This window comes from uncultured Ruegeria sp., from assembly GCF_947489545.1.
GTDB lineage: Bacteria > Pseudomonadota > Alphaproteobacteria > Rhodobacterales > Rhodobacteraceae > Ruegeria.
In genome coordinates this window covers 395,972-421,280 of the sequence record NZ_CANLDZ010000001.1, presented here as the reverse complement: position 1 = coordinate 421,280, position 25,309 = coordinate 395,972, and the positions used below count along the sequence as shown (strand labels likewise).

Genomic DNA, 25,309 nt, shown 5'->3' with positions numbered 1-25,309 from the left:
ACATTGCACCTGCCGCGATCCCGGTCTTTTAGACATTTACCTGACCGTTCCCGGCGAACGCATGGGCGGGCTCAACCCCCTCCGACGCCTTGCGCAAGCACTTGACGAAGTGCGCGCGCACCATAGCGATGCCACACGGATCATCATAACCGGTGACCTGGCTCATTGGACGAGCCTTCCGCCTATGCCGCGTTACAGAGGGCCTTGTGCGATCTACCGTGCCCATTGCGTCTGCAAATCGGCAATCACGACGACAGGGCGGACTTTTTGGCAGCCGTCCCAGACCATCCAAGAGGCGCCGACGGGTTCATCGACTACGCCGAAACGGTGGAGGGCACTCGCCTGATTTATCTCGACACGACGACCCCGCGTGCACATGCCGGACATTTTTGTCCCACACGTCGCAACTGTTTGGCGGCCGAGCTTAAGACCTGCGATCGTGCGCGCATTTTCGTGCACCACAATGTCATGCCACTTGGTCTGCCTGCAGAAGACAATATTGCCCTGATCCCTGAGGACCATGCATCGCTTGCCCGCCTTCTGACGCAGCATCGCGGCCGCATCGACTATATCCATCTTGGTCATGTGCTGCATTCGTTCACGGCCTCGATGCGGCATTCCCTTTGCTCTGTCCGCTCGACCGGAAATCAGTTCCTGCTTGACTTGTCAAAGCGGGATCTGTTGCAGGGCGCGCCGATGGCTCCGTCTTACTGCGTGATCGTCGCAGACGACGCAGACACAGTCATTCACGAGATTCCCTTCACATGGGACGGACCCATCTTTAACACCAGTACCGCTTGGGACGACTGGGCCAAGCCAGTTGCGGCGGAGTGAAACGCATCCACTGATTGCGATAAAGACGCCTAGGCAGGGTTCGCTTGCGAACCCTGCCAATGGTCGCCCATGGCGATGATGCAGGAGGTGCCGTTGGCGTAGCTCTGAACAATCAGCCAGTCGCTGTTTCTACGCGTGACCCAGACCTCCAGCATTGTTTCAGGGTCGCGCAAGCCCATGCCCAGACGCTCGGCACCAAGGACGTCTGTCAACATCCGCGTCATTCGGCCGCTATCATCGCAGCTGACATCTGTCATATGCGCCTGAGCAAGCGGCGGTAGCGAGAGGCACATGGCCACGATGACAACAACACGGTTGATCATACACAAAACCTATCTAGACACGGTGCAAGGTGTAACAGTTTTATGACGGTCTGTGTGTAAGAAGTCTAAACTGTAGCAAAAGCTTTGTGCTGTCGGGCTGCGCCCGGACACTGGCAAAGGCCATCACATTTCCGTCACACAGCCTTAAACAAACTGTATCAAAGCTGTCATGAAACTGTAGTTCTCACCCTCTATCCGCCCCTTAGGAAGTGGGGGCGACATGCTACAGATTGACAAGCTGACCAAGCGGTTCGGTGACAAGATAGCCGTTGATGCGGCGAATGTATCGGTCGACAAGCCAACCATGATCGGGATAATCGGAAGATCCGGTGCAGGCAAGTCCACATTGCTACGCATGGTCAACCGCCTCAGCGATGTGACCGCCGGCAGAATCACCTTTGAGGGTGAAGACGTCACCGCGCTTAGGGGAGCCGCCAAGCGAAGCTGGCAATCCCGCTGTGCGATGATCTTTCAGCAGTTCAACCTGGTGCCCCGAATGGACGTGGTTTCGAACGTGCTGCATGGCACGCTGAACAGGCGGTCGACCTTCGCGACCATGTTCAACCTCTATCCGCAATCCGACATTCACAAAGCCATTGAAATTCTTGATCGTCTGGGGATCGCCGAACAGGCTTCCAAACGTGCCGAGGCGCTGTCTGGCGGCCAACAGCAACGGGTCGCCATTGCCCGTGCTTTGATGCAGGATCCCAAGATCATTCTGGCCGATGAGCCCATCGCCTCGCTTGATCCGATGAATGCGCAAGTGGTGATGCAATCGTTGCGCACGATCCACGAAGAAGATGGCCGCATGGTTATCGCCAATCTGCACACGCTGGATACGGCGCGGCGCTATTGCGACCGGGTCATAGGAATGCGCGACGGCCGGATCGTCTTCGATGGAACGCCCGCCCAACTGACCACTGGCGTGGCACGCGACATCTATGGCGCGGGTGCTGATTTTTCCGAAGCGGCCACATCAACCGAAATCGAAACACTGGACAGGCCCGAGGTCCGCGAAGCGGAAGCCTACGTCTGAGCCAGTATCCACCCGCGCATCGCGCGGGCCATCTTCATCAAACCCAAGGGAGACAACGATGAAAAAGACCCTCGCATTGGCGCTTGCCGCCACCACCGCCCTCGGCGCCGGCGCATTTGCCGAAGAGATCACCGAATTCCGCATTGGCATCTTGGGCGGCGAGAACGCACAGGACCGCCTGACAAACAACCAGTGTTTGGCCGACAAAATCAGCGAAGCACTGAACGTCGAAGTAAAAATGTTCGCGCCAGCGGATTACAACGGTGTGATTCAGGGCATTCTGGGTGGCAGCATTGATCTGGCCCTGCTCGGTCCTTCTTCTTATGCGGCCCTCCATATTGCTGATCCCGAAGCTGCTTCGCCTATCCTGGTGAAGGTCAACCTTGACGGGTCCATCGGATATCACTCGATTGGCTTCGCGCGCGTCGACAGTGGTCTGACAAGCCTGGAAGATGTTCAAGGTAAGGTCTTTGGCTTTGGTGATCCCAACTCCACTTCCGGCTACTTGATCCCATCCATTGAGATCCCTGAAATCACCGGCGCGTCGATGGACAGCGGCGACTACTTCGGCGAGGTCAAGTTCACAGGTGGCCACGAGCAGACGATCCTTGCGGTGAAGAATGGTGACATTGACGCCGGGGTGACCTGGGCTGATGGCCAAGGCAACTGGGAAGACGGATACAACTTTGGTGCGCTGCGCAAAGCGGTAGATGCGGGTCTTGTCGACATGAACGACTTGACCGAAATCTGGCGTTCGAAGCTGATCCCGGGCGAGCCGATTGTGATGCGCAACGCACTGCCTGACGTCGTGCGCACCAGCGTTACAAATATCATGGACACGCTGGGGGAAACCGATCCCGAATGCGCCTATGGCGTGGGCGGCGGAGAAATCCAGGGCTTTGACCCGATTACACATGATGCCTACACCTCGATCGTCGGCGCACGGCGCGCGAAAATTGGCGGCTAAGTCATTTCTATGACGCGTTCGGTGGTCCTTCGGGACCGCCGGTACTTTGTTGGGGGGTTGGGGATGTCTGACGCAACTATGGGTGTCGCGCCGCAGAGCGTGGACAGTATTCAGTCTAGTTATTGTGCGCAAGTTCAGCGCCGCAGGCTGTATGGCGGGCTGACGCTTCTCATCTTTGTTGTGCTGATGGTCTCGGGCTTTAACATTGCCGGCAACCGCAATGCAGGTGGCTTTTGGGAAGGCCTGCATCAAGTTGGCGATTACCCGGCAGACGTTATGTCAGAGGCGTGGGAAAAGCGCGCCGATCTGCCCGGCCTGATTGCAAAGTATTTCCCGGCGCTGATCGAGACCATCAACATCGCGGCGGTCTCCACCCTGATTGGCGCTATCGGCGGCTTGTTCCTGTCACTGCTCGGGACACGTGGTTTGGCCAAATGGCCACGCCTGATCCCACTGTTCCGCCGGATATCAGACATCATGCGCGCGGTACCCGAGATCGTTATCGCGCTTGTTCTGATCTTCGTGTTGGGTGGCGGCCCAGTACCAGCGATGATCGCTATCGCGATCCATACCGCCGGAGCCCTTGGCAAGATGTTCTCGGAGGTCGCTGAGAATACGGATTTGAAGCCCATCGAAGGTCTCGCCTCCACTGGGGCCACGTGGTCGCAGCGCATGTTACTGGGGGTGTTGCCACAGGTGGCTCCAAACTATGTCAGCTACACTTTGCTGCGCTTCGAGATCAACATTCGCGCCTCTGCCATCCTCGGTTTTGTCGGTGCCGGCGGCATTGGTTACGAGCTTCGCAATGCACTGGGGTGGGGACAAGGCCGCTTTGATGACGCGGCGGCTATATTCCTTCTCCTGTTTGGCACCATCGTCTTTTTCGACCAGGTCTCCAGCCGCTACCGCAACCGATTGACAGAAGGGCAGGGCCAATGACCGCGACGGAGTTGAGCACCACCAAGCTCGCCGCTGAAAAGCTATTCCAGCGCAAGCGCCTTATCGGGTTCAGTATTCCGGCGATGATCGCGCTTTACCTTGTCTACATCTTCTTTGCATTCGATCTGCCTGGTCTTGCGCAGCGGGCCAGCCTGGGCAACGCTGTCACGCTTGCCTCTGACAGCTGGTCGCACAAGGTTCATGTGACGCGCGACAACCTATCAGGCGAAATTACCTATTCCGTCGAAGGCGAGCGCAAAGGCATGTACCCTGATAACATGCGCCCCGATTGGGTCAGCGGCGATGAGGTGTTGACCATTGACCTTGGCGGCGATCACACCGTTCGCTACCTCCCGGATAGCCGGACCGAGATTGAGATCCCCGGCTTCCCAATGCTTGAAGTACAAGCCGAGGGTCGTAGCCTGACGAGCAACCTTCCCGAGGATGTTCCTGATTGGATCTCGGCCTCGGAACGGCGCATCGGCATCACCACACCCGAAGGGCGCATCACCCTGACCGGCGCGCGGACGGAAGTGTTCAACTATTTTCCCGGCTGGGAACTGTTCTGGTTCACCCTCGATAGCCCGTACCATGGGCAAGGGGTCGGCACGATCCTGTTTGGCGAGCGGCTGGACCCGACCCGCTCAAACATCGCGGGGGCCGTCTCGGACTGGTGGAACAACGCCATGTGGCGCCACAAGGATGTGGCCTGGGCCATCGGCGAGACCATCCTGATGGCATTCCTTGGGACAATGGGGGCGGCGATCATCGCATTGCCCTTGGCCTTCCTCGCCGCCAAACGCTTCTCGCCCATCATGTTGATCCGCGCCGCCACACGCCGCCTGTTTGATTTTGTCCGGGGGGTGGATGCGTTGATCTGGACGGTGGTGCTGGCCCGCGCGTTCGGGCCCGGCCCATTGACTGGCGCGCTGGCTATATTGATCACCGACACCGGCACATTCGGCAAAATCTTTTCCGAGGCGCTGGAAAACGTCGACCAGAAACAGATCGAGGGGGTGACGTCCACCGGGGCCAAGCCGCTGCAACGGTATCGCTTTGGCGTGATCCCGCAGGTGGTGCCGGTGCTGTTGGCGCAAATCCTCTATTTCCTCGAATCCAATACCCGGTCCGCCACCATCATCGGCGCGATCACAGGCGGCGGCATCGGCCTGATGCTGACCCAGGCGATCCAGACGCAAAAGGACTGGGAGGAAGTCGCCTATTACATTGTTCTGATTGTGGTCATGGTGATGTTCATGGACTGGTTCTCGGGCTGGCTGCGCGGCAAGCTGATCGGGCGGAAAGACTGATGGCGCGGCTTTCCAAGGACACCCCCGTTATCCACCCCGATTGCCAGATTACCGACAGCACATTCGGCGCCTATGTGGAGATCGGCAAAGGCAGTCGCGTGACGCATTCGGTGTTCGACGATTACAGTTATTGCGATCGCCATGCTGATATCGCCAATTCGCAGATCGGCAAATTCGCCAATATCGCGGCCCTGTCCCGCATCGGCGCGTCGGATCACCCGTTGCACACGGCGTCCTGCCACCATTTCCTCTATCGCTCGAGGGATTACTGGGACGATGCCGGGCATGACGAAGAGTTCTTTGCTCATAGAAAATCCCGGATCACTCATATCGGCCATGACACATGGATTGGCGCGGCCGCGATGGTCAAGCCAGAAGTGAAATTGGGCCATGGCGCGGTCGTGGCTGCTGGTGCCATCGTAACAAAGGACGTCGATCCCTACACCATCGTCGCCGGCACGCCGGCGCGACCCCTTCGCCTGCGCCAACCGCGCGAGATCGCGGAGCGCCTGATCGCGCTGGCCTGGTGGGACTGGCCCCACGACGCGCTGCGACTGGCCCTGGAGGATTTCCGCGCGCTTGAGGCCGAAGCGTTTCTGGAGCGATACGGGGGATAGTCAGATTCTGGCTGTTTGCACCACATTAGATGACTGCTTAGAGCCCATTTTACCAGTTCCGCGGTCCACATCGACGCCCGCCGTGATGCATGGTTCACCAGTCACCCCTCGTGAGGAACAGAATTGAGGGTGCCTGAATGACTGATCCCGGATCCACCAGATCAGGCCCACGCCTAACAATCCATAGTCACATCAACGGAGTCTTGCTCAGTAGAAGCGCTGACATCAGATGAAACTGAAATCAGTCCGATTCGGCGGGTAGATTATGTTTCAAATCAGCTGACAGTTCTTGCAGTGCTTTCAGCAGTTCTTGTGGGCCAACTGTTTCCGGATTTACCTTGGTGCTACCAAAGTATCTAAGGAATACGCTTCTGGTCGTATCGTCCATGCCTTCATGCAGAGCCATAGACCAATGGGGAAACATTCGCTCGTTCACACCGACGCACTCGACTAGAATAATGTTGATGTGGCGTGTATCTGTGGTGATGCGGTGATAGATCGCGCTGACCTCGGCGCGATGGCCCTCAAGAACCTGCAAAAAAGCGTGTTTGTTGTAGTGCAGGATACCCGTGACGTTCATTGCCCTGTTGTTGCGGATAGATGTCTCAATCAGCTTGGGTACATCTGCACTTACCGATGGATTGCGCAGGCTATAATATATCAGGCGAGTGAGGCTCATTGGTTCTTCCCATCAACGTTCAGCAGACTTGCGAGCAAGTGGTCACAAGGTCAATAATCTTTTATTCGCGGGGATCTGGGCAGAACGGTGCTCAAACCATGAAAAAACAGTGTAGGGCTTAGTGGTCACCAGTGTTGCCGCACTGCTTGTGTCTATTTAGCACTGCGCTACAATCCACCAACAGCCAGAACAAGCCGGGAAAGCATTTAGATGATTGTAGCAATAGTCATTACTGCTTGCATACATTCGTTCGCTCGCGACGAATGACAGGTTTGCCCCGCATAGCAGTCTTTCCAACATTCAGGGTACTCATGCTTCCAAAGTTAGAGTCACTCGGTCCCCGGCAAACCACGTGCGGCCATATTCCACCGGTTGGCCCGTCTCATCCACATTGACGCCTGATGATCTGAGCAGAGGATCACCCTCGGCCAGTTGCAGATGCAACGCCTGGGTGGCCGTTGCGCGCACGGCGGTCAAACGTGTGGAGGCGCGGGTATAGTCAGACACGCCAACCGCGCGCAGTGCCTCGGTGACGCTGCTGATTTTTCCAAGCGCGGTACGGATATCCGGAAGGTATGCGAGTGGAAACAAGCTCTCAAACACGGCAATGGGCTGCCCATCGGCCAATGACAGCCCGTGATAGGCGCAGACCGGGTCGCCGCTTGCGATATGCAAAGCCCTAGCTTCGCTTTCTGTCGCCGCGCGCTCTTCCACATCCAGTACGCGCTTTTCCGGTCTTCTGCCTGCGGCGATAAGGTTTTCGTGGAACCGCACCCGCCTTCCGATGGGATAATCGGTGGGGGTTGCGGCAACAAAAGCCCCGGCACCACGGCGGGTACGGATCAACCCTTCACCGACAAGGGCGGAGATGCCATGACGCACCGTGTGGCGATTGACGCCAAAGCGCTCTGCCAAGGCAGCTTCGGTGGGCAGCTTGTCACCGGGGATGTAGCGCCCTTCGGCCAGATCACTGCGAAGGGTATCAGCGATGGCTTTCCAGATCGGGGTCTTGGCAGAGTTGTCACGCAAAATTCACAAAAATCCTCTGTCTCGGGGACGTTAATCTGATAAGATGTGTATAGTTGTATAGTATATGGAAAAGCTGTCGAGATGAAAGATGTTTTCGACGAAACCACTGCCCGCCGGGCCTGGATGAGTCTGCTGGCCAAGGCTGCTCAAGGCCGGGTTGCTGCTCTGCTCGATGCGGCCATAACCCGCCCAAACTTCACGTGGCTGCGCGCGCCTGAGATCGGCAGCACCATGGTGCGCGGCCGCGCGGGCGGCACTGGCGCGCCATTCAATCTGGGCGAGATGACAGTGACCCGCTGTGCGCTGACATTGACGACCGGTGAGGTGGGGCATGCCTACATTCAGGGCCGCCGCAAGGCTGATGCTGAAGCCGCAGCACTGGTCGATGCGCTGATGCAAACCGATGTGGCGGTCCGCTTGCACAAAGCCGTGCTGGAGCCGCTCGAAGACGAGCAGAAAGCCGCAAAGGCTGCGCGCGCCGCAAAAGCCGCCGCGACCAAGGTTGATTTCTTCACAATGGTCAGGGGAGAGGATTGATGCAGGCTGAAACCCTGTCTGGCGGTTTTGCCGATCCCGCCGTCCAGTCGGCCCAAGCTTTTCGCAGCGTGATGGAGGCGATGGCCCGTCCCGGCACGATCCAGGACATTGGAGGCGCAGAGCCGCCAGCGCCCTTATCCAAGGCCGCAGGTGCGGTTCTTTTGACGCTATGTGATACTGAAACGCCGGTCTACCTGGCCGGCAAGGCGGATTGCGATGCCGTGCGCGCATGGTTGGCTTTCCACACCGGTGCACCTGTGACGGGGTCGTCGCACTGCATGTTCGCAGTAGGCTGCTGGGAGACGTTGACGCCTTTATCGGGTTATTCCATCGGCACCCCAGAATACCCGGACCGTTCAGTCACGTTGATCGTGGAGTGCCCCGAGCTTGTCGCATCCGGCGCAACGCTCAAAGGCCCCGGCATCAAGGAAACTGCGCACCTGTCGCTTCCGGACAAAGAAGTGCTCCGCGTCAACGGCACGCTGTTTCCCTTGGGCCTCGACTTCATTTTTACGAGCGGCAACCGCCTTGCCGCCTTGCCACGAACGACAGAGGTGTCCTGATGTATGTTGCTGTCAAAGGCGGCGAGCGCGCGATTGAAAACGCGCATGCCTGGCTTGCCGAAGAACGCCGAGGCGATACGAATATCTCTGAACTCAGTGTCGCGCAGATCCGCGAACAGCTGAGCCTTGCCGTCAACCGGGTCATGGCCGAAGGTTCGCTTTGTGACCCTAATCTTGCGGCACTGGCGATCAAACAGGCACGCGGCGATTTAATCGAAGCGATCTTCCTGATCCGCGCCTATCGCACGACGCTGCCACGCTTTGGCGTGTCCGAACCTGTCGATACAGGGAGCATGACCTGTGACCGGCGCATTTCAGCCACGTTCAAGGACCTGCCGGGCGGCCAGGTGCTGGGACCGACATTTGACTATACGCATCGCCTGTTGGATTTCAAACTGGCCGCTGATGGTGATGTGTCCGAATCCCCTTCGCAGCCGACCGAGCCGGGCGATGTGCCTCATGTGACCGAATTTCTGAACCGCGAGGGGTTGATCGAAGAGGCCACACATGACGATACAACGCCGCCTGACCTGACCCGCGAACCACTTGAGATGCCCGCTGACCGTGCTCTGCGTCTGCAGGCGCTGACGCGTTCAGATGAGGGGTTCACACTTGGTCTCGCCTATTCCACGCAGCGCGGATATGCCCGCAACCACGCCTTCGTCGGCGAATTGCGGATCGGGTCCGTGCCCGTCGAGATGGATATCCCGGAACTGGGGTTTGCCGTCGACATCGGCGAGGTGGTGCTGACCGAGTGCGAGACGATCAACCAGTTCAAAGGCTCGAAAACCGAACCCCCGCAATTCACCCGCGGTTACGGCCTTGTCTTTGGCCAGACCGAGCGCAAAGCGATCTCCATGGCCTTGGTCGATCGGGCATTGCGTTGGGAAGAACTTGGCGAAGATTTTGAAGGCGCGCCCGCGCAGGACGCGGAATTCGTTCTTTATCACGCCGATAACATTCAGGCGACGGGGTTCCTCGAACACATCAAGCTGCCCCATTACGTGGATTTCCAGTCCGAGCTGGAACTGGTCCGCAAACTGCGTCGCGAGGCGGGCGCGGATCAGGTTCAGGAGGCCGCGGAATGACAGAGCGGCACGTGATATTTGACATTGGCGGTGTGTTGGTGACGTGGAAACCGCATTTGGCCTGGGTGGATGCCTTGGGGTCGCAAGCCGAGGCCGAGGCCGAGGCCTTTATGGCGCGCACGGACTTCAAAGCGCGCAACTTGCGCGCAGATGGTGGCGCGCGGTTTGCCGATCTTGCCGCTGAACTGGCGGATAACGAGGATCGGGCGTTGTTTGTGCAATACGTGCCGCAGTATGCCCGAACCGTAACCGACAAGATCGACGGCAGCTGGGCGCTGATGCATCGCCTGAGATCGGCATCTGTGCCCGTTCATGCGATCACCAACTGGTCGGCAGAAACCTGGCCCCAAGGGTTGAAGGCACAGCCCGAGTTGGAAGACGCCTTCGATACGCTGGTTATCTCGGAGCGCGAAGGCGTGCTCAAACCTGAGGCGCGCATCTTCCACATTCTGTGCGAGCGCGCGGGCGTGGCCCCGAGCAATGCATCTTCGTTGATGACAGTTTGGGCAATGTGAAGGGGGCCTGCGCTGTGGGGATGGATGGCATTCGTTTCACCTCGCCACAACGGCTTGAAGCCGATTTGCAGCAACGGGGGATGCTATGACTGATCAGAGTTACAACTTTGCCTATCTGGACGAGCAAACCAAGCGGATGATCCGTCGCGCGATCCTCAAGGGGCTCGCCATTCCGGGCTATCAAGTGCCTTTTGCCAGCCGCGAAATGCCGATGCCCTATGGCTGGGGGACGGGGGGCGTTCAGGTGTCGGCCGCCGTTCTGACGCCCGAGGATTGCTTCAAGGTGATCGACCAGGGGGCGGATGACACAACAAACGCGGTGTCAATCCGCACGTTCTTTGAGCGGACAGCCAGGGTGGAGACAACCACGGCCACGGCCGAGGCAAGCGTGATCCAAACCCGTCACCGCATTCCCGAAGAACCGCTGAGCAAGGGTCAGATCCTTGTCTATCAGGTGCCCATCCCCGAGCCGCTGCGGTTTCTTGAGCCCCGCGAAAGCGAGACGCGCAAGATGCACAGCCTTGAAGAATACGGGCTTATGCATGTGAAACTCTACGAGGATATCAGCCGCCATGGCCATATCGCCACCTCCTACGCCTATCCGGTCAGGGTTGAGGGGCGCTATGTGATGGATCCCTCGCCGATCCCGAAATTCGATAACCCAAAACTGGGCGACATGGCCGCGATCCAACTGTTTGGCGCGGGCCGGGAACAGCGTATCTATGCTCTGCCTCCTTACACGCAGGTGGTTAGCCTGGATTTTGAAGATCACCCGTTCGAAGCCTCCAAAGCGGCGCATTTTTGCGGGCTATGCGGGGCGGAAGACAGCTATCTTGACGAGGTGATCATCGATGACGCTGGCGGGCGGATGTTTGTCTGCTCTGACACGGATTATTGCGAGGCACGTCGGGCGGCGGGCCACAAGGGAAAGGACGCGGCATGACACCTTTGTTGTCCGTTCAGGGCGTCACCAAACACTATGGCTCTTATATTGGCTGTGCTGACGTCAGTTTTGATCTCTACCCCGGCGAGGTTATGGGCATCGTGGGTGAAAGCGGGTCAGGGAAATCAACGCTGCTGAACTGCATGGCCGGGCATCTTGCCCCGGATGTGGGAGAGGTGGTTTTCGACACCCGCATGGATGGGCCGCGCGATACCGTTACCATGTCCGAACCAGAGCGCCGGATGCTGTCACGCACCGATTGGGCCTTTGTTCATCAGCATGCCCGAGAAGGGCTTCGCATGGGCGTTTCTGCGGGTGGCAATGTGGGTGAGCGGCTGATGGCTGTGGGCGAGCGCCACTACGGCGATATCCGCGACAAGGCCACCGATTGGCTGGAGCGGGTCGAGATTGACGCGGCCCGCGTCGATGACCGGCCCACGACCTTCTCGGGCGGGATGCAGCAGCGTCTGCAGATTGCCCGCAACCTTGTGACCGGCCCACGGCTGGTGTTCATGGACGAACCGACCGGGGGGCTCGATGTTTCCGTGCAGGCGCGTCTGCTTGACCTGCTGCGGGGCCTCGTGCGCGACATGGGGCTCTCGGCGATCATCGTGACGCACGACCTCGCCGTGGTGCGCCTGCTGGCCGACCGCCTGATGGTGATGAAATCGGGCCGCGTGATCGAAGCAGGGCTGACCGATCAGGTACTCGATGATCCACAGCACGCCTATAGCCAACTTCTTGTCAGTTCCGTTTTGCAGGTCTGAGCGATGATTGAACTTAAGAACGTCAAAAAAACCTTCACATTGCACAATCAGGGCAGTGCTGTGATCGAAGTGGTCAACGATGTGTCCTTTGCTGTCGCCAGGGGCGAATGCGTGGCGCTGACGGGCGCCTCGGGTGCCGGCAAGTCGACCCTGATGCGGATGATCTATGGCAACTACCTGACACAGGCGGGCCAGATCCGCATCGGTGATACCGACATCGCACAAGCCGAACCGCGCGACATCATCGCCCTGCGCCGCAAGGTGCTGGGATATGTCAGCCAGTTCCTGCGCGTTGTTCCACGGGTGCCGACGCTTGATGTGGTGGCCGAACCGCTGCGCGCTACAGGGGCCTCGACAGATGCGGCGGCAGAGCGGGCCAAAGCGCTTCTGACACAACTTAACATACCGCAGCGTCTGTGGTCCCTTTCGCCCACGACCTTCTCCGGCGGGGAGCAACAGCGGGTGAATATCGCGCGCGGCTTTGCCCTCTCCTTTCCCGCGATGCTGCTGGATGAACCCACCGCAAGCCTGGATGCCGCCAACCGCGAGGTCGTTCTGACCCTTATCGAACAGGCCAAAGCGCGCGGCGCGGCTATCATTGGCATCTTTCATGACGAAGCCGCCCGGGCCCGCGTCTGCGATCGCGAGATTGACGTCAGCCACTTTACCCCAGGGATCGCCGCATGACCCAAGGGCGCCTCATCGCCGTTGTCGGCCCATCGGGTGTGGGAAAAGACAGTGTGATGCGCGGCATTCACGACGTTATGCCTGACACGCACCTCGTGCGGCGCGTGATCACCCGCGCACCAGATCAGGGCGGCGAGGATTATGACGCTGTGTCCGTGCCCGAGTTTCAGGACATGGCCGCGAACGGCGCCTTTGCCGTCCATTGGGGTGCGCACGGTCTTTACTACGGCATCCCGCAAAACGTGCGCTATCAGTTGAACAAAGGAACGCATTGTCTTGCGAATTTCTCGCGGAAGGCACTCTTGGCAGGTGCGGACGCTTTTCCGGGGCTGATCATTCTGAACATCACCGCAAAGCCCGAAACTTTAGCGCAGCGCCTTGCAGCCCGCGGGCGCGAGACGGAAGACGAGATCACAGCGCGCCTTGCGCAGGCCTCAAAACCTTTGCCAACGGGCCTTGAGGTGATCCATCTTTGCAACGACGGATCGCTATCACAGACGGTTGCGCGTGGCGTGGCACGGCTTCAACCGGCAAGCGTGTAGCGATGGATAAGCTCGAACCGCCCGTCGCCCCGCTCGCCGCACAGCGCGATCTGATCCATCTCAAAGGGCGTGGGCAGATCCGGCAGATGCCGCCGCAGTGTTTCACTCCATTGCGGAAGCGCGTCTTCGGACAACCGGCCCGACAGGGTCAGGTGAAACCGGAACTCCTCCATCACATAGGGGTAGCCCCATTGCACCAACAGCTCGTCTTGCCGGGACCTAAGCCCGGCCTTACGACGGCGGGCAAGCTCGGCCTCAAAGGCGGGGGCGCGGAACCCATCAAGCTCACGGACGCAAGCCGTGGCCACCCGCTGCAACGGCCCCAAATCACCACTCGGAGTCAATCCCAGAAACCGGCCCAGCCGCGTCGACTCCAGCCCATCACAACAGGCCGGAGCAAGCGATGTGGCGAGGTCCGATGTGGCCGTTTCCAGAGCGTCAAACGTCTTGCCCTCCTTCAATCGAAAGGGCGGCTTCAACGTGCCGTGAAACCCGTATTTGCGCGGTGTCATCGTGATGTCATGCAAATCAGGCAGATCGGGCTGAGGGACCTCAACGCCCCGCGCAATATCCTAGCCCAGCCAGGTCGCGCCGAAATCGGCCAACGGTCCTTTAGGCGGAACATAGCAAATCGCAAATCGAGAATATGACATGAATTCCCCTTTCTCCGCATCCACTTTGACGACGTCTTGTGACAACGACATGTCAGGTGATCTTTGCCTTGCCAATGCGCAACTGGTGTTGCCGGATCGGGTGGTTGTCGGGTCCATAACAGTCGAACATGGTGTGATCTCGCAGATTACGGAAGGCGACCGCGTCCCAACAGGCGCTGTGGATTGCGGGGGCGATCTGGTGATCCCCGGCTTGGTCGAGCTTCACACCGACAACGTCGAGCGCCATATCGAACCGCGCCCGGAAGTGGACTGGCCGCATCTGCCTGCTCTGATCGCTCATGATGCCGAGCTGGCCTCGACTGGGATCACAACCGTGTTCGACGCCATGCGCGTGGGCTCGATCCACTCTGGCAAAGGGCGTTACATCGACTATGCCCGTAAACTTGCGGATGAGCTGCTGGCCGCGCGCGCCGAAGGGCTGTTCAAGATCAGTCATTTCCTGCACCTGCGGGCCGAGATTTGTTCGGACTCTTTGTTGGACGAACTGGCCGCTTTTGAGCCGGAAGACAGGGTTGGCATTGTCAGCCTGATGGATCACACGCCCGGCCAGCGCCAGTTCCGGGATCTGTCCGCGCTGAAGACCTATGTCGCCAAAAAGCGCGGTATGAATGATGCGGAGTTTTCCGATCATGTCGAAAACCTGCTGCGCCTTCAGGACCGTTTTGGAGAGAAGCACGAAGCCGGGGCCGTCGCCGAGGCGGGCCGTCTTGGCGCTGTGCTGGCAAGCCACGACGATACAACCGCCGAACATGTCGCAACCTCTTCTGAGAACGGTGCCGGCTTTGCGGAATTCCCAACGACGCTTGAGGCGGCCGAAGCCTGCCGCAATCACGACATTGCGGTGATGATGGGCGCGCCAAACCTGATCCGGGGCGGCTCGCATTCCGGCAATGTTGCGGCGGAAGAGCTGGCCACGGCCGATCTTCTGGACATCGTGTCGTCCGACTACGTTCCGTCAGCTCTGCTTTTGTCGGCTTTCCACCTCGCCCGTCTCTGGGATGATCTACCCCGCGCTATTTCCACGGTGACCGCCAACCCGGCCAAGGCCGCGCGATTGGCTGACCGTGGAGCGCTGCAGTCAGGACTACGCGGAGATATACTGCGCGTGCGCACGGTGGGCCAAACACCCTTGCTGCACGGGGTTTGGAGCCAAGGTAGAAAGGTTGGATAGAGTGAGATCAAACACAATTCATGTCTCTTCAGCATCCGACCTCCGGATCAGCCACTATTGAGCAACCTCATACACATCGCTTTGTGTTTCCATCGAAATGTTAATAATTGCCGCGCATTCCACCTTGGAAGCCATTGCGCACTACATTCTCGAGTATAGGGCGGGTTGGTCGAGATCATTGATGAACAACCGCACGATCTCATTTTCGGACAAAAGCCGTGCGGCACACTTTACTTCGGTATCAAGGGTTATCTGTTCTCTTAGAGCCCTGACCTCTCAAAGTACTCTTCGAAAAATAGCAATATCGATGTTTTTGACATTATTTCGAGGCATAAAAACAGATTAGTACATCAGGATACTAAAAGCGCTCTTTCCTGAATTCAGCTTCGCGAGAGTTGGCTAATCTCGATATGTCTGGTTGAAGTCCGAGTTTTCGGCGTGATTGGTTATCGCGGGATCATCATTGATAGGCGAGTTTACGGCGGGTGGCGTGGAACTACGTGCCAAGTCCCGCTTTCGCGCTGAGTTTTTCTACTCCGTTGGGGGTTGCCATCCATTTATCGCGGTCACTCTGGCTCGTTTGATTTGCGACTACTGCCTTGGGGTTGATAGCAGGTATTCTTTGCACGAATGGTCATTGGATGAATTCAGACATGACTTAGTGATTGTGTCGGCGATACGCTGATGAGCTGACCGCTCAACCAGAGACCGCTTCACATAAACCCGCTTCACCGACGTTCGTGGCTGGTCGCGAAGTAACGAAACAACAGGTGGTTGTTTGCGTCCGACGCTCTAACGAAGTGCGCACAGTCGGATCTCTTCGGTCGACTCGCAATAGTCTGAGCCTGTCTGCCTATGACCTTCCATTTGCTCCGCCACTTTTCATGACCCCGGATGCGCAATATGTTCAATTTGACTAGTATGCTTTTTCCTTTGCAATGGCGCTTGCCACGTTTCGCACAGTTGCTCCTCGCAGTGGGCCTGCTGCGCAAATTGGCCAAAGCTCGCGATCCCTGCAAAAACGGTTTTGAGCCCTGATCGTACGTGTGGTCATCCTCCCGTCGATCCTGCCCCGGTAATAGCCCAAGGTGCGCAGCTCTTTCTGTAATATACGAACCCACGCATTCTTGTTGATCCAAAAAGCCGTACTTGCTGCCTTGGCGTAGTTTTCTGGTTGAGTGCCTTCAAGAATCTCCTCCACTTCCAACCAGAATTGGCTGGGATGCATGTCTGCGGCAAGCCTAATCAGCTCCGGCGACAATACCCGATCAGGAACGCCAGGAACTTCCGCGAGCATGGCACGCGTATGAATAGTCTCTTCGCTTCTATCAGGCTCCGAAGACAGATACACAAGCGCAACTGCGGCGTACTTCGCGTCACCCGCAAGGCCTGCACGCACAACTTGATCTACAGCGGTATCTGGTGCAGGTCCTCTTAAACGTTTCCAGTTTACGCGCACCACTAAATCGCGTGCAGCATTTTGGTCACCGCTCTGCGCCATGCGCTCCAAGATCGCTCGTCCTTGCTTGATGTCTGAAGCGGTGCCAAACTTGCGATCAATGTGGCCAGTTGCAAAAAGGCGTTCTGCGCCGGGTTGGTTGTCGCTGACACCAGCTTGGAGTAACTCGAATGCAGCATCACCCCGTCCCAACTCCATTTCTACCCGAGCCAGAGACGCGGTGGACCAAGGATGACCAGCATCGACGGCGCTCGCATACCAATGACGCGCCACTTCTAGGTCTTTTTGCGTGCCGATCCCTTTTCGGAAGTAGTATCCGACCCGATCGATTGCTGGAACGTACCCACTTTCTGCCAATGATGTCATTGCGGCATATGTTGCAATTGGATTGGTCTGCTCCTGCTTGACAAGAGTCTTGAATTGTAAGCGTTGTTCCTGAGCAGCGCCCACATTCGCCAAAGTCAAAGCTAAGGTAGCGGCCAAAGCTATTTGTTTCATTTTACGCTCCTCTACTTAATCCCGTAGTTTGTGTCGGCCAATCTTCCGTGGCCGAGAATGAAATGTCGTCATCATGCTACGCGTATGGGCTTGTCCGAGACGATGTCGCGTCGGATTGCAAGCTCAAGGTTTTCGGCGCGGATATCGATCAGAATGCTGAGCATGGATTCGAGAGTGAAATACGCCCGTAGTACCCGGAATATCAGGTATTCTGGCAGCGCAAGGATGCCGCGTGGCACGCCATTTAGCAGCGAAGCAACCACCGCGACGATTGCGGGCGCGCCTGTGGTCACAGCGATGATCGACTGCCAAACGATAGGAGTGTTTTCGTTGAACGCGACGCCCCACTCCAAGACACCAAAGATTATCAGGGGCACAAGCATCGCTCGACGTGCTGAGTTTACCAGCATGTAGGGCAGGATCACCTTGCCCCTCAACGTCACATTTGGTCCATAGATCAGGTCCCGACAGCGCGACGAGATGTGATAGATTGAGCGGAACCAGCGCATGCGTTGCTCACGCATATGGCTGTAAGATGACGGCACTTCAGAGATGTAGCGGATTTTGGGATCAACAACCGAGTGGAAGCCCAACTCACCAATTCGGAGCGAGATGTCGGTGTCTTCACCATTCATCCCTTCGACAAAACCGCCCAGTTGGCGTGGGTGTTGCGTGCGGTAGACGACGAACATGCCCGGGATACCCACAACTCCGTTCACTGCCCCCATGGCAACTGAGTAAAAGCCGTGCTTCACAAGAACTTCTAACAGGCGAGCCCGGTCAAAAAGGGCTCCACCTGGTGGTACAGGCACGCCGCCTACAACACCTACGGAGGGATCTGTGAAGTATGGCATAGCTCGGGTAAAGTTATCTTCACCCACAAGCGTGTCGGCATCGACACGCACAAGAAACTCGGTCTCGCACGCATCAAGACCTGCGTTGAGAGCGTTCGACTTGCCGGGCTTTGGAACATTGATCACGCGTCCTTTGGCAGCCTTGCAAGACAAGAGTGTCTCGCGCGCGATCTCTTCTGTGTCGTCGGTGGAATTGTTGTTCATAATTAGGATGTTAACTTCACCACCATAGTGGTGGGCAGCGCGGTCCATCGCGTTGATTGTATCTTTGATGATGTAGGATTCATTGTGTGCAGGCACGATGACCGAAACGGGTGGGTTAAACCTGGGCGTCTTGGCGGTCACTACATCGTAGATCGCAAGCAGATAGAGCTGCCCAAATAGCACCGGCAGGAACAGGAACACACCCGGACCAATGCCGCCTAGCAGTGTCAAGTTGCGCATCACTTCGACCGCATGCAGATCCATACCACCAACCCACATCGCGACTACCGCCGCGATGCCAATTGTGACGCCAAGCCGCAATAAGGCACGCATCTGACTAACTGGGATATGCTCGACCCGGATGCGTGCAGGCATGAAGCCCCGCTCAAGCAGTTTGAACGAATAGACCGCGAAGCCGAACAGCCCAGAGGCAATGGCACTGAAATGCAGGGAGAATGATGACCCGAGGAGATTTTCGGCCAAGGCGTTTGCCAGATCGAAAACAGCGCAGCCTGCCAGGAAGGTTAATACCAGATCGAGGCCGAACATCGAACGCCCACGTATGTCGCCGGAGCTGAAGGCAGCGAAAGCAACAAAGAATGAGATCAGAAAGATCCGGATCGCAATGGCGTGCCGTCCCGAGTGGGCCGAAAACACGTAGTCACGGTTTGGAAACACCTGTGCAACAAGATCAGTGTTCACTATCCAAAGCTGTGTTGTCGCAAGCAGTGCAAACATCGCCAGCATTTTGGGTGCCTGCCATTCTGAAACCGGTCCGGCAAAGCGTTTGGGCGCGCTGTCGACCGAGACAAAGTTGATCTGCTCGCGCTTGTCATCAAGGTCACTCATCCGTCCGCCTCCGGTAATGATGGCACGGTGGGTGAAACCAGCAGTGCGAGACCGACATGCGACACTGTTTCGTTCTGTTGTAATTTTCTAACGGACAAGCCTTGGGTGACGGTGACCAACCAGGTGGGGCCAGCTTCAGTTAGAGGCGGGGTAGGGTGGTTAGGGCTCAGAACAGTGATGTGAACCTTCCTGCCAGCCGGTTTGAGTTCAACACCAGCAGGTACCACCTTGTGCAATATGCGGCTCACCACGCTAGCGTCCAGCGCCGTCAACTCTGAGGTCATCGCAATGTTCACTGGCCCTACGTTTTGCAAAGCGGATTGCAGACCCGACAGGTCGTCGGCAAAGGGCGTCTCACCAACGATCAAACGGGAATCAGGTAGCAACTCGGCCACAAGTTCAGGACCCAGATCACAAACGCCGTCTTGCGGAGCGGTCGTTGTCGCCACCACTTCGAGCGTGTTTGAGGCGACCTGAATATCAGAAGGGAGATCAATCAACGCGCGGTACTCGGCATGAGCCCCTGTGGTATGTTCTTGAAAGACAAGTCGGTTGTTTAGCGTTACGGTGAGAGACCAATTCTGACCAGGCATGAGGCGCCCAAGCTGCATGCGCAAATCCAACTGGTTGGGTATGTACTGTCCGCCGCCGCCCCCCAAATCGAACCGTTCACGCCATAAAGCCTGCCTATAAAAGCGGCGCAAACCGACATTTGTTCTTTTGCGGGGTAACGCACTTCCTACGTTGGTATGTAATTCGGTTTCAGGAAAGGCTGGAAGTGCCGCGCGTAGCTCGAGGGTAGTTAGAGCTGGTTCTTGTGAGGACGGAGCAAACACGGTTGCAAGGCCCCGTCGCTGGAACTGGGTTGCCAACACCATGCGGCGAAGCTGTTCGTCCTTTTTCAGCCAATCGGGCCATGCAACGCGCACGACATTACCCCAGGCATGCACCTGATCGCGTACACTTTGCAGCGGTCGATCCAGCGTCAAGAAAACAGCACTGGTCGTTTCGATCTCAACAACGGCTTCGAAACCGTCCTGCGAACCACACTGGAGTTGAGTGCCAGTGCCCTGCAGCGAGAAGGAAACGACCAGTTGGTTCCCTGCAAAGTCTGTCGTTGAGAGAGGAATTTGCAGAGAACGTCCCACCTCGCCTGAACGCAGCAGCATCTCGCCTCGGCGGGTATTGTTGATTGAGATGCGTAGCACCCCTTCAACCCCATCCAGAACCTGAGACGTTGCATCGATTTGGAGGTATCCAGACGTCGGGCGTGCATCCACTGGCATCATGAATGCGACGCTCTGGTAGGCGGGAAAACCGGATAAAATGACTGGATTGTCGGGATCGGCGCGCAATATCACTGCTTCGTACAAATCTTGTGCTTTGGCGGGTGTACGGTGCTCAAACACCAATTGCGGGCCGGACGTTACTTCATGGATGTAGCGTTTTCCTTGTTCCAGAATGTTCATTGTCGATAGCAGGAGGGCTATACCTGCCAAGAGAAATCCCATGAGCCCAATGCCAATCATGCGCATGTTTTTCACTGTAGTTTTATGGTTACAAAAACCGCTCGCGTTAGGCCCACCTCCAAGCAGGTCAAACGCGAGCGGTGCGAAGTTGTCAGGCCACCTTGCGTGGCTTTGGAGAGACGATTCCTGGACGTTGCTTGTGGGTCCAGGTGGATACACAAGGGATCATCTTATGAATGCACCGGTCTGCGTACTTTGCGGCAATCTTTTGTGTTTCATCGATCAAGCCTTCGGCCAGCGTGATCGGCTTCAGACCTAGAGAGAGAAAAGTTTTGTTTGAAACACGCAGATCGTTTTCTGCAGCTTCGTTGCGGGGGTTTTCCACGTTGGCGATAAGCGCGCCGGAAACATCAGAAACCAGTTTGGCTAACTCGCGCACGGTATGCGTTTCGGTCATTTGGTTCAGGATGGCAACCTTGCCGTACTTTTCAGGCGGGTTTTCAACGGCCAGGGCAAGGCACTTCACCGTGTCCTGTATGTGGATGAAAGCCCGTGTCTGGCCACCTGTGCCGTGTACGGTAAGCGGATGACCAACGACGGCTTGCATCAAAAAGCGATTCAATACCGTTCCGTAATCCCCGTCATAGTCGAAGCGGTTGATCAGGCGTTCGTCCAGTTTGGTTTCGTCCGTTTGAGTCCCCCAAACGATGCCTTGGTGTAGGTCGGTGATCCGCAGCCGATCGTTCTTGGCGTAGAACTGGAACAGCAGTTGATCCATGGATTTGGTCAGATGGTACACGCTGCCGGGGTTGGTCGGGTACAAGATATCACGCTTGGTGATCTGTTTATCGTCACCAGGGACATAGACCGGCAGGTAGCCTTCGGGGATTTCCAATCCGTCATCATCGTATCCATAGACACCCATAGTGCCGAGGTGGACAAAGTGTGCATCCAAACCCAACGCGACCGATGCCGCCAACAGGTTGTGAGTGCCCGAAATGTTGTTGTCGACGGTGTAGCGTTTCTCACCGACACCCTTCATCGAATATGGCGCGGCGCGTTGCTCGCCAAAATGCACAATGGTGTCTGGTTTGATCGTGTCCAGCAAAGTGGTGACAGCGTCAAAATCCTCTGCAATGTCGATGTTCTCAAATGCAATGGTATTGCCTGAATGCTCTTTCCATGCGGCCAGTCGATCATCCATGGAGGCAATCGGCGTTAGGCTGTCAGCGCCCAACGCCGCATCAATTTCACGGCGCGACATGTTGTCGACGATAGTAATGTTATGACCCAGCTTTGATAGGTGGAGCGCCGTTGGCCAGCCACAGAATCCGTCGCCACCGACCACTATGATGTTTTTTGAATCTTTCATTTTGATGTTCCTCTGCGCGGGCCCCTCCAGGCGACCCTGTTCAAGATGAACTCAGGTGTAGAGGCCCGGAGCGAAATGCGCCGGGGTGCGAGAGTATAGATTGGGTGGAATAGGAATGGGGCAGCTATCCCGACGGATAGGGTAGGTAGCCCTATGGGGCGTCTGCGCCTTGGATTATAGCGCTATCAAGTACCGATTTTGACTTTGTCGCCTCGGCGTCCAGTGTTTCGGCCCAGGTCCGCGTTGCCGTGAGTTTTCCATCGCGCGCGTCAAGTTCCAGCTTTTCCAAAGTATCGTGTAGTTCAATCTGCCCTAGAAGAGACGCCGCGCCCTTGGCCCTATGGGCTGCTTCTGCAAAAGCCAGCATATCGGGCGGGTCGCTCGCTGCGCGAAGGTCCGCCGCAAATGTAGCCATCTCGGACAGAAATTTTTCTGCGATGGTTGCGACCTTGGCGCTGCCGAGCAATTTGATCATCTCCACAAGCGCTTCGGGAAAGTGTGCCGTATCCGGTTTGGACAAATGCTTGGACGTCACTTCCGCAACAATGTTGTGTAGGGCCTCCAGCCTGATGGGCTTGGTGTGAAAACGATCCATGCCCGCAGCTACAGACCTTTCACGGAACTCTTCGCGCCCATGGGCTGTTAGGCCGACAATATGTGTCCCCGCGTTTATCCCGTTACCGTGGCGCAAGCGTTGGGTTGCTTCGATCCCGTCCATGACTGGCATGCTAATGTCCATCAAGATAATGTCGAAAGCTTCATTCTTGGCCTTTTGCAGGCAATCTTCGCCGTTAACTGCCTCGTGTACCTTGTGCCCCATGGCCGTTAGCATGTCGCCAAGAACGCTACGATTGATGCTGTTATCTTCGACAATAAGGATGTTGCATGAGGGTGCTTGCTTGGCGTTTTTGGCTAGGTTGTCACTGCCAACTCGAGTCACAGGTTCCGTGCGTCGCAAGGATAAAGTTAAGATAAACACCGATCCCGCACCTTCGACACTTTTAAGGGATACATCCCCGCCCATGGCACGTGCGATACGACGAGAGATGGACAAACCCAGACCATCCCCACGAGCCTGGCGACCCTCGCTACTCGCGAGGGCAATAAAATCCTCAAACACCTGCTCATGCTTTTCGGCGGGAATGCCGATGCCGGTATCGATCACTTCGAAACGAAGTGAAGAGGCTTCGGAGCCGTGAATACCGTCTACACGTAATGTGATCTCGCCAACTTCAGTGAATTTGATGGCGTTGCCGATCAGATTGGTTAGTATCTGGCGAATTCGCCCGGAATCACCGTGATATGGACCCTGCATTGTCGGATCTATGTCAAGTTTGATGGCCAAATTTTTCTCATCGGCGAGCGGTTCGAACAGGTCGACTAACGCTTGCATAAGCTCTGTTAGATCAAAGGCTTCGGAGTTCAGTTGCAAATTGCCCGTTTCAATCCGAGTGATGTCGAGTGCTTCGTTCACATGTTCCAGCAAAATCTCGCTGGAAGATGTCGCAATTCGGGTGTAGCGAGCCTGTTGGTCGTTTAGGCGGGTAGTCTTAAGCAGATCAAGCACACCCAAGATACCGTTCAGCGGGGTGCGCATTTCGTGGCTCATTACTGTCATGAACTGTGACTTGGCCTTATCCGTCCGTTCGGCCCGGTCGCGGGCATCAATCAGCTTTTGCTCGGTGATCTTACGTTCGCTGATATCGCGGATGTAAGCGATGAACGTAATGTCATCACCACTATGCGTGGTTGTAATGTTTAGTTCGACGGGGAACTCCTCGCCACTTTTGCGCAATGCGGAAAGCTCAACACGGCCGGCATCCACGACACGTGGCATACCCTTCTCAAGGTAACGCTTCATCCCATTGTGGTGCGCATCGCGCATTCGATGAGGGATGAACGTGTCGTCCATCGTCAATCCGACAATCTCGTCGCGCCCCCAACCAAAAACACGTTCGGCAGAGGCGTTGAAGTCGATAATCCGCCCAGAACTATCTGCAGTCACAATGGCATCAAGAGAAGCAGCGACAGTCGAGGTCAGTTGCTTTGACGATGCGGACAATGCTGCGTCCCTGCGTGCTGAGCGTTGCAAAAGACGATCCAGGAAAAGCATCAGAAGCGCCATGAGGATCAACAAGCCAATCGCAATACCTCCGGTTCGAGACAACTGACTGGCTAACTCAGCACGCCGGTCTTCGGAACGTTCGGCACCTAAACGGACTCCCAACAATGCAAGCTCTCGAACAAAAGGGCGAACGTCACGTACCAAACTTTTCAATTCAAGCAGCTTCGTTTCGTCCAGCGGGTCCGTTGAATCCAAAATCTCAACGGCATCGTCCGCAAACGCATTGATTGGCTCAATCAAATCAGCTGCTTCGGTACTGTCACCAAAAATTTCGCGTGCCCGCCCAGAATTGACAACGTTCAAACGGCTTAACGCAATATCTGCTCGCAATTGTACTTGGTCGGAGAAGCTTTTCTGTGTGGCGGCTTGCTCGGTCAGAATGGTGTCGAGGTTCGCAAACTCTATGTCGAGCTGCGAAATGCTCCACTGGATGTTGTCTTCATCAGCGCTCGACAGGTCGCGCACTTGTGATAGCAGGTTCGAGACCATTATGGCGAACAAGATGATCAACAGGCAGATGCCTGCCAATACCAAGAGACGGTATCGGTTCAACTCCGGCTTCAAGTGCAACCTCCTGTTTGAGGTCACCGTAAGCACACTCAGCGAGTTAATCCACGACCTTCAAACGCTTAAGCTGCCAGATGCTGAACGTGTAGATCGTTTCAACCCGGTATTTGGGATCCTGATCGTATGGGAAAACAACCCAATACGGCCCCTTGTCCCTAACAGACATTGTCTCGCCGTCCATGCGAGTGGCTATGATCGGAGCGTTGTCTTCCAGATCCGCCAGTGGCATCGTGACCTTGTAGTCGTTTAAGGCCACCATTTCGACACTCGTGCCGCCCGTGTTTAGTGCGGTAAGCAGGGTTTTCAACGGCACCCCCGAGAACGTAACTTCATCATCTGTCCAGATCGTCGAGGTGCTGAATGACACCTGGTCCATTGCGTCAAGATCTTGAAGGCTGAGTTCGAGGGTATCGGAGGCAGGGCCTGATGTCGTTACTTCCAACGTCATCTCTGCCTGAGCTGAAGCTGGAGCGACCCAACTCAACAAGAGCAAGAACAGCACGACATAAATCCGCGAGTAGTGTTTTTGTGCCATCGAATAGCCTCCGGGTCAGGTAAACAGGGTTGTAACTATTAATCCCGTACAGTCATCAGAGCATTGGCATAGGCACCTATACCAAAGTATAGTTCTGTCATGTTTTGGCCTGATTTTTTTGGTTGTGAATGCGTTCAGCGAAAGGAAACTGTGGAC

25 protein-coding genes are annotated in these 25,309 nt (G+C 56.6%); 15 read left to right on the top strand and 10 right to left on the bottom strand.

Annotated features, from left to right (window positions below):
• Positions 1-165 precede the first annotated feature (165 nt).
• Complete coding sequence (locus Q1B13_RS02035; protein WP_299077620.1) at positions 166-834, top strand: phosphodiesterase; 669 nt, start codon at positions 166-168, stop codon at positions 832-834.
• 29 nt (positions 835-863) lie between these two features.
• On the opposite strand, the gene Q1B13_RS02030 is transcribed toward Q1B13_RS02035, so the two are convergent.
• Complete coding sequence (locus Q1B13_RS02030) at positions 864-1,157, bottom strand: hypothetical protein (RefSeq protein ID WP_299077617.1); 294 nt, start codon at positions 1,155-1,157, stop codon at positions 864-866.
• 220 nt (positions 1,158-1,377) lie between these two features.
• On the opposite strand from Q1B13_RS02030, the gene phnC reads away from it, so the two are divergent.
• The 5 genes from phnC to Q1B13_RS02005 all read left to right on the top strand — a co-directional run bounded on the left by phnC (position 1,378) and on the right by Q1B13_RS02005 (position 6,026).
• Positions 1,378-2,193, top strand: a complete 816-nt coding sequence (phnC, locus tag Q1B13_RS02025) for a phosphonate ABC transporter ATP-binding protein (RefSeq protein WP_299077614.1) — start codon at positions 1,378-1,380, stop codon at positions 2,191-2,193.
• Between the two features lie 58 nt (positions 2,194-2,251).
• Entirely contained in the window at positions 2,252-3,160 is a 909-nt protein-coding gene (gene phnD, locus Q1B13_RS02020; RefSeq protein WP_299077611.1) for a phosphonate ABC transporter substrate-binding protein, read from the top strand.
• A gap of 63 nt (positions 3,161-3,223) precedes the next feature.
• The gene (phnE, locus tag Q1B13_RS02015; RefSeq protein WP_299077608.1) at positions 3,224-4,099 is read left to right on the top strand and encodes a phosphonate ABC transporter, permease protein PhnE; all 876 of its coding nucleotides are present in this window, start codon (positions 3,224-3,226) and stop codon (positions 4,097-4,099) included.
• On the top strand, positions 4,096-5,409 hold the full coding sequence (gene phnE / locus Q1B13_RS02010) for a phosphonate ABC transporter, permease protein PhnE (RefSeq protein ID WP_299077603.1): 1,314 nt from the start codon (positions 4,096-4,098) through the stop codon (positions 5,407-5,409). The genes phnE (Q1B13_RS02015) and phnE (Q1B13_RS02010) overlap by 4 nt, the downstream gene beginning before the upstream one ends.
• The gene (locus Q1B13_RS02005; protein WP_299077599.1) at positions 5,409-6,026 is read left to right on the top strand and encodes a chloramphenicol acetyltransferase; all 618 of its coding nucleotides are present in this window, start codon (positions 5,409-5,411) and stop codon (positions 6,024-6,026) included. Before phnE (Q1B13_RS02010) ends, Q1B13_RS02005 begins: the two co-directional genes overlap by 1 nt.
• 241 nt (positions 6,027-6,267) lie before the next feature.
• On the opposite strand, the gene Q1B13_RS02000 is transcribed toward Q1B13_RS02005, so the two are convergent.
• Together Q1B13_RS02000 and phnF are read right to left on the bottom strand one after the other, a co-directional pair.
• Positions 6,268-6,705, bottom strand: a complete 438-nt coding sequence (locus Q1B13_RS02000) for a BLUF domain-containing protein (RefSeq protein WP_299077596.1) — start codon at positions 6,703-6,705, stop codon at positions 6,268-6,270.
• Between the two features lie 309 nt (positions 6,706-7,014).
• A complete protein-coding gene (gene phnF, locus Q1B13_RS01995; protein WP_299077593.1) occupies positions 7,015-7,734 on the bottom strand; it encodes a phosphonate metabolism transcriptional regulator PhnF in 720 nt (239 codons plus the stop codon).
• Positions 7,735-7,815: 81 nt separating this feature from the next.
• Here phnF and phnG point away from each other — a divergent pair, with 81 nt between their 5' ends.
• From phnG to phnN, 8 genes are all read left to right on the top strand, one after another.
• Positions 7,816-8,271 (top strand): phosphonate C-P lyase system protein PhnG, encoded by a 456-nt coding sequence (gene phnG / locus Q1B13_RS01990; RefSeq protein WP_299077590.1) that lies wholly within the window; start codon positions 7,816-7,818, stop codon positions 8,269-8,271.
• The gene (gene phnH / locus Q1B13_RS01985; RefSeq protein WP_299077587.1) at positions 8,271-8,834 is read left to right on the top strand and encodes a phosphonate C-P lyase system protein PhnH; all 564 of its coding nucleotides are present in this window, start codon (positions 8,271-8,273) and stop codon (positions 8,832-8,834) included. Before phnG ends, phnH begins: the two co-directional genes overlap by 1 nt.
• On the top strand, positions 8,834-9,922 hold the full coding sequence (locus tag Q1B13_RS01980; protein ID WP_299077584.1) for a carbon-phosphorus lyase complex subunit PhnI: 1,089 nt from the start codon (positions 8,834-8,836) through the stop codon (positions 9,920-9,922). Before phnH ends, Q1B13_RS01980 begins: the two co-directional genes overlap by 1 nt.
• Complete coding sequence (locus tag Q1B13_RS01975; RefSeq protein ID WP_299077581.1) at positions 9,919-10,437, top strand: HAD family hydrolase; 519 nt, start codon at positions 9,919-9,921, stop codon at positions 10,435-10,437. Before Q1B13_RS01980 ends, Q1B13_RS01975 begins: the two co-directional genes overlap by 4 nt.
• Positions 10,438-10,522: 85 nt before the next feature.
• Positions 10,523-11,380, top strand: a complete 858-nt coding sequence (locus Q1B13_RS01970; protein ID WP_299077579.1) for an alpha-D-ribose 1-methylphosphonate 5-phosphate C-P-lyase PhnJ — start codon at positions 10,523-10,525, stop codon at positions 11,378-11,380.
• Positions 11,377-12,147 carry a phosphonate C-P lyase system protein PhnK gene (gene phnK / locus Q1B13_RS01965; RefSeq protein WP_299077578.1) on the top strand — a complete coding sequence of 257 codons (771 nt, stop codon included), beginning with the start codon at positions 11,377-11,379 and terminating at the stop codon, positions 12,145-12,147. The genes Q1B13_RS01970 and phnK overlap by 4 nt, the downstream gene beginning before the upstream one ends.
• A gap of 3 nt (positions 12,148-12,150) precedes the next feature.
• Positions 12,151-12,834 carry a phosphonate C-P lyase system protein PhnL gene (phnL, locus tag Q1B13_RS01960; protein WP_299077575.1) on the top strand — a complete coding sequence of 228 codons (684 nt, stop codon included), beginning with the start codon at positions 12,151-12,153 and terminating at the stop codon, positions 12,832-12,834.
• A complete protein-coding gene (gene phnN / locus Q1B13_RS01955; RefSeq protein WP_299077572.1) occupies positions 12,831-13,376 on the top strand; it encodes a phosphonate metabolism protein/1,5-bisphosphokinase (PRPP-forming) PhnN in 546 nt (181 codons plus the stop codon). Before phnL ends, phnN begins: the two co-directional genes overlap by 4 nt.
• On the opposite strand, the gene Q1B13_RS01950 is transcribed toward phnN, so the two are convergent.
• A complete protein-coding gene (locus tag Q1B13_RS01950) occupies positions 13,358-13,888 on the bottom strand; it encodes a DUF1045 domain-containing protein (RefSeq protein ID WP_299077569.1) in 531 nt (176 codons plus the stop codon). The genes phnN and Q1B13_RS01950 overlap by 19 nt on opposite strands.
• Before the next feature lie 139 nt (positions 13,889-14,027).
• Here Q1B13_RS01950 and Q1B13_RS01945 point away from each other — a divergent pair, with 139 nt between their 5' ends.
• Positions 14,028-15,221: an alpha-D-ribose 1-methylphosphonate 5-triphosphate diphosphatase gene (locus Q1B13_RS01945; protein ID WP_299077566.1), complete on the top strand. Its 1,194-nt coding sequence runs from the start codon at positions 14,028-14,030 to the stop codon at positions 15,219-15,221.
• A gap of 916 nt (positions 15,222-16,137) precedes the next feature.
• Here the strand turns inward: Q1B13_RS01945 and Q1B13_RS01940 are convergent.
• The 6 genes from Q1B13_RS01940 to Q1B13_RS01915 form a co-directional block, all read right to left on the bottom strand.
• Positions 16,138-17,178, bottom strand: a complete 1,041-nt coding sequence (locus tag Q1B13_RS01940) for a hypothetical protein (RefSeq protein ID WP_299077564.1) — start codon at positions 17,176-17,178, stop codon at positions 16,138-16,140.
• Between the two features lie 71 nt (positions 17,179-17,249).
• Entirely contained in the window at positions 17,250-19,085 is a 1,836-nt protein-coding gene (locus Q1B13_RS01935; protein ID WP_299077561.1) for a glycosyltransferase family 2 protein, read from the bottom strand.
• Positions 19,082-20,554, bottom strand: a complete 1,473-nt coding sequence (locus Q1B13_RS01930; RefSeq protein WP_299799663.1) for a cellulose biosynthesis cyclic di-GMP-binding regulatory protein BcsB — start codon at positions 20,552-20,554, stop codon at positions 19,082-19,084. Before Q1B13_RS01930 ends, Q1B13_RS01935 begins: the two co-directional genes overlap by 4 nt.
• 151 nt (positions 20,555-20,705) lie before the next feature.
• Positions 20,706-21,926 (bottom strand): NAD-dependent epimerase/dehydratase family protein, encoded by a 1,221-nt coding sequence (locus Q1B13_RS01925; RefSeq protein WP_299077555.1) that lies wholly within the window; start codon positions 21,924-21,926, stop codon positions 20,706-20,708.
• A 151-nt stretch (positions 21,927-22,077) separates the two neighbouring features.
• A complete protein-coding gene (locus Q1B13_RS01920) occupies positions 22,078-24,615 on the bottom strand; it encodes an ATP-binding protein (RefSeq protein WP_299077552.1) in 2,538 nt (845 codons plus the stop codon).
• Positions 24,616-24,658: 43 nt separating this feature from the next.
• Complete coding sequence (locus tag Q1B13_RS01915) at positions 24,659-25,153, bottom strand: molybdopterin-dependent oxidoreductase (RefSeq protein ID WP_299077549.1); 495 nt, start codon at positions 25,151-25,153, stop codon at positions 24,659-24,661.
• Between the last annotated feature and the right edge of the window lie 156 nt (positions 25,154-25,309).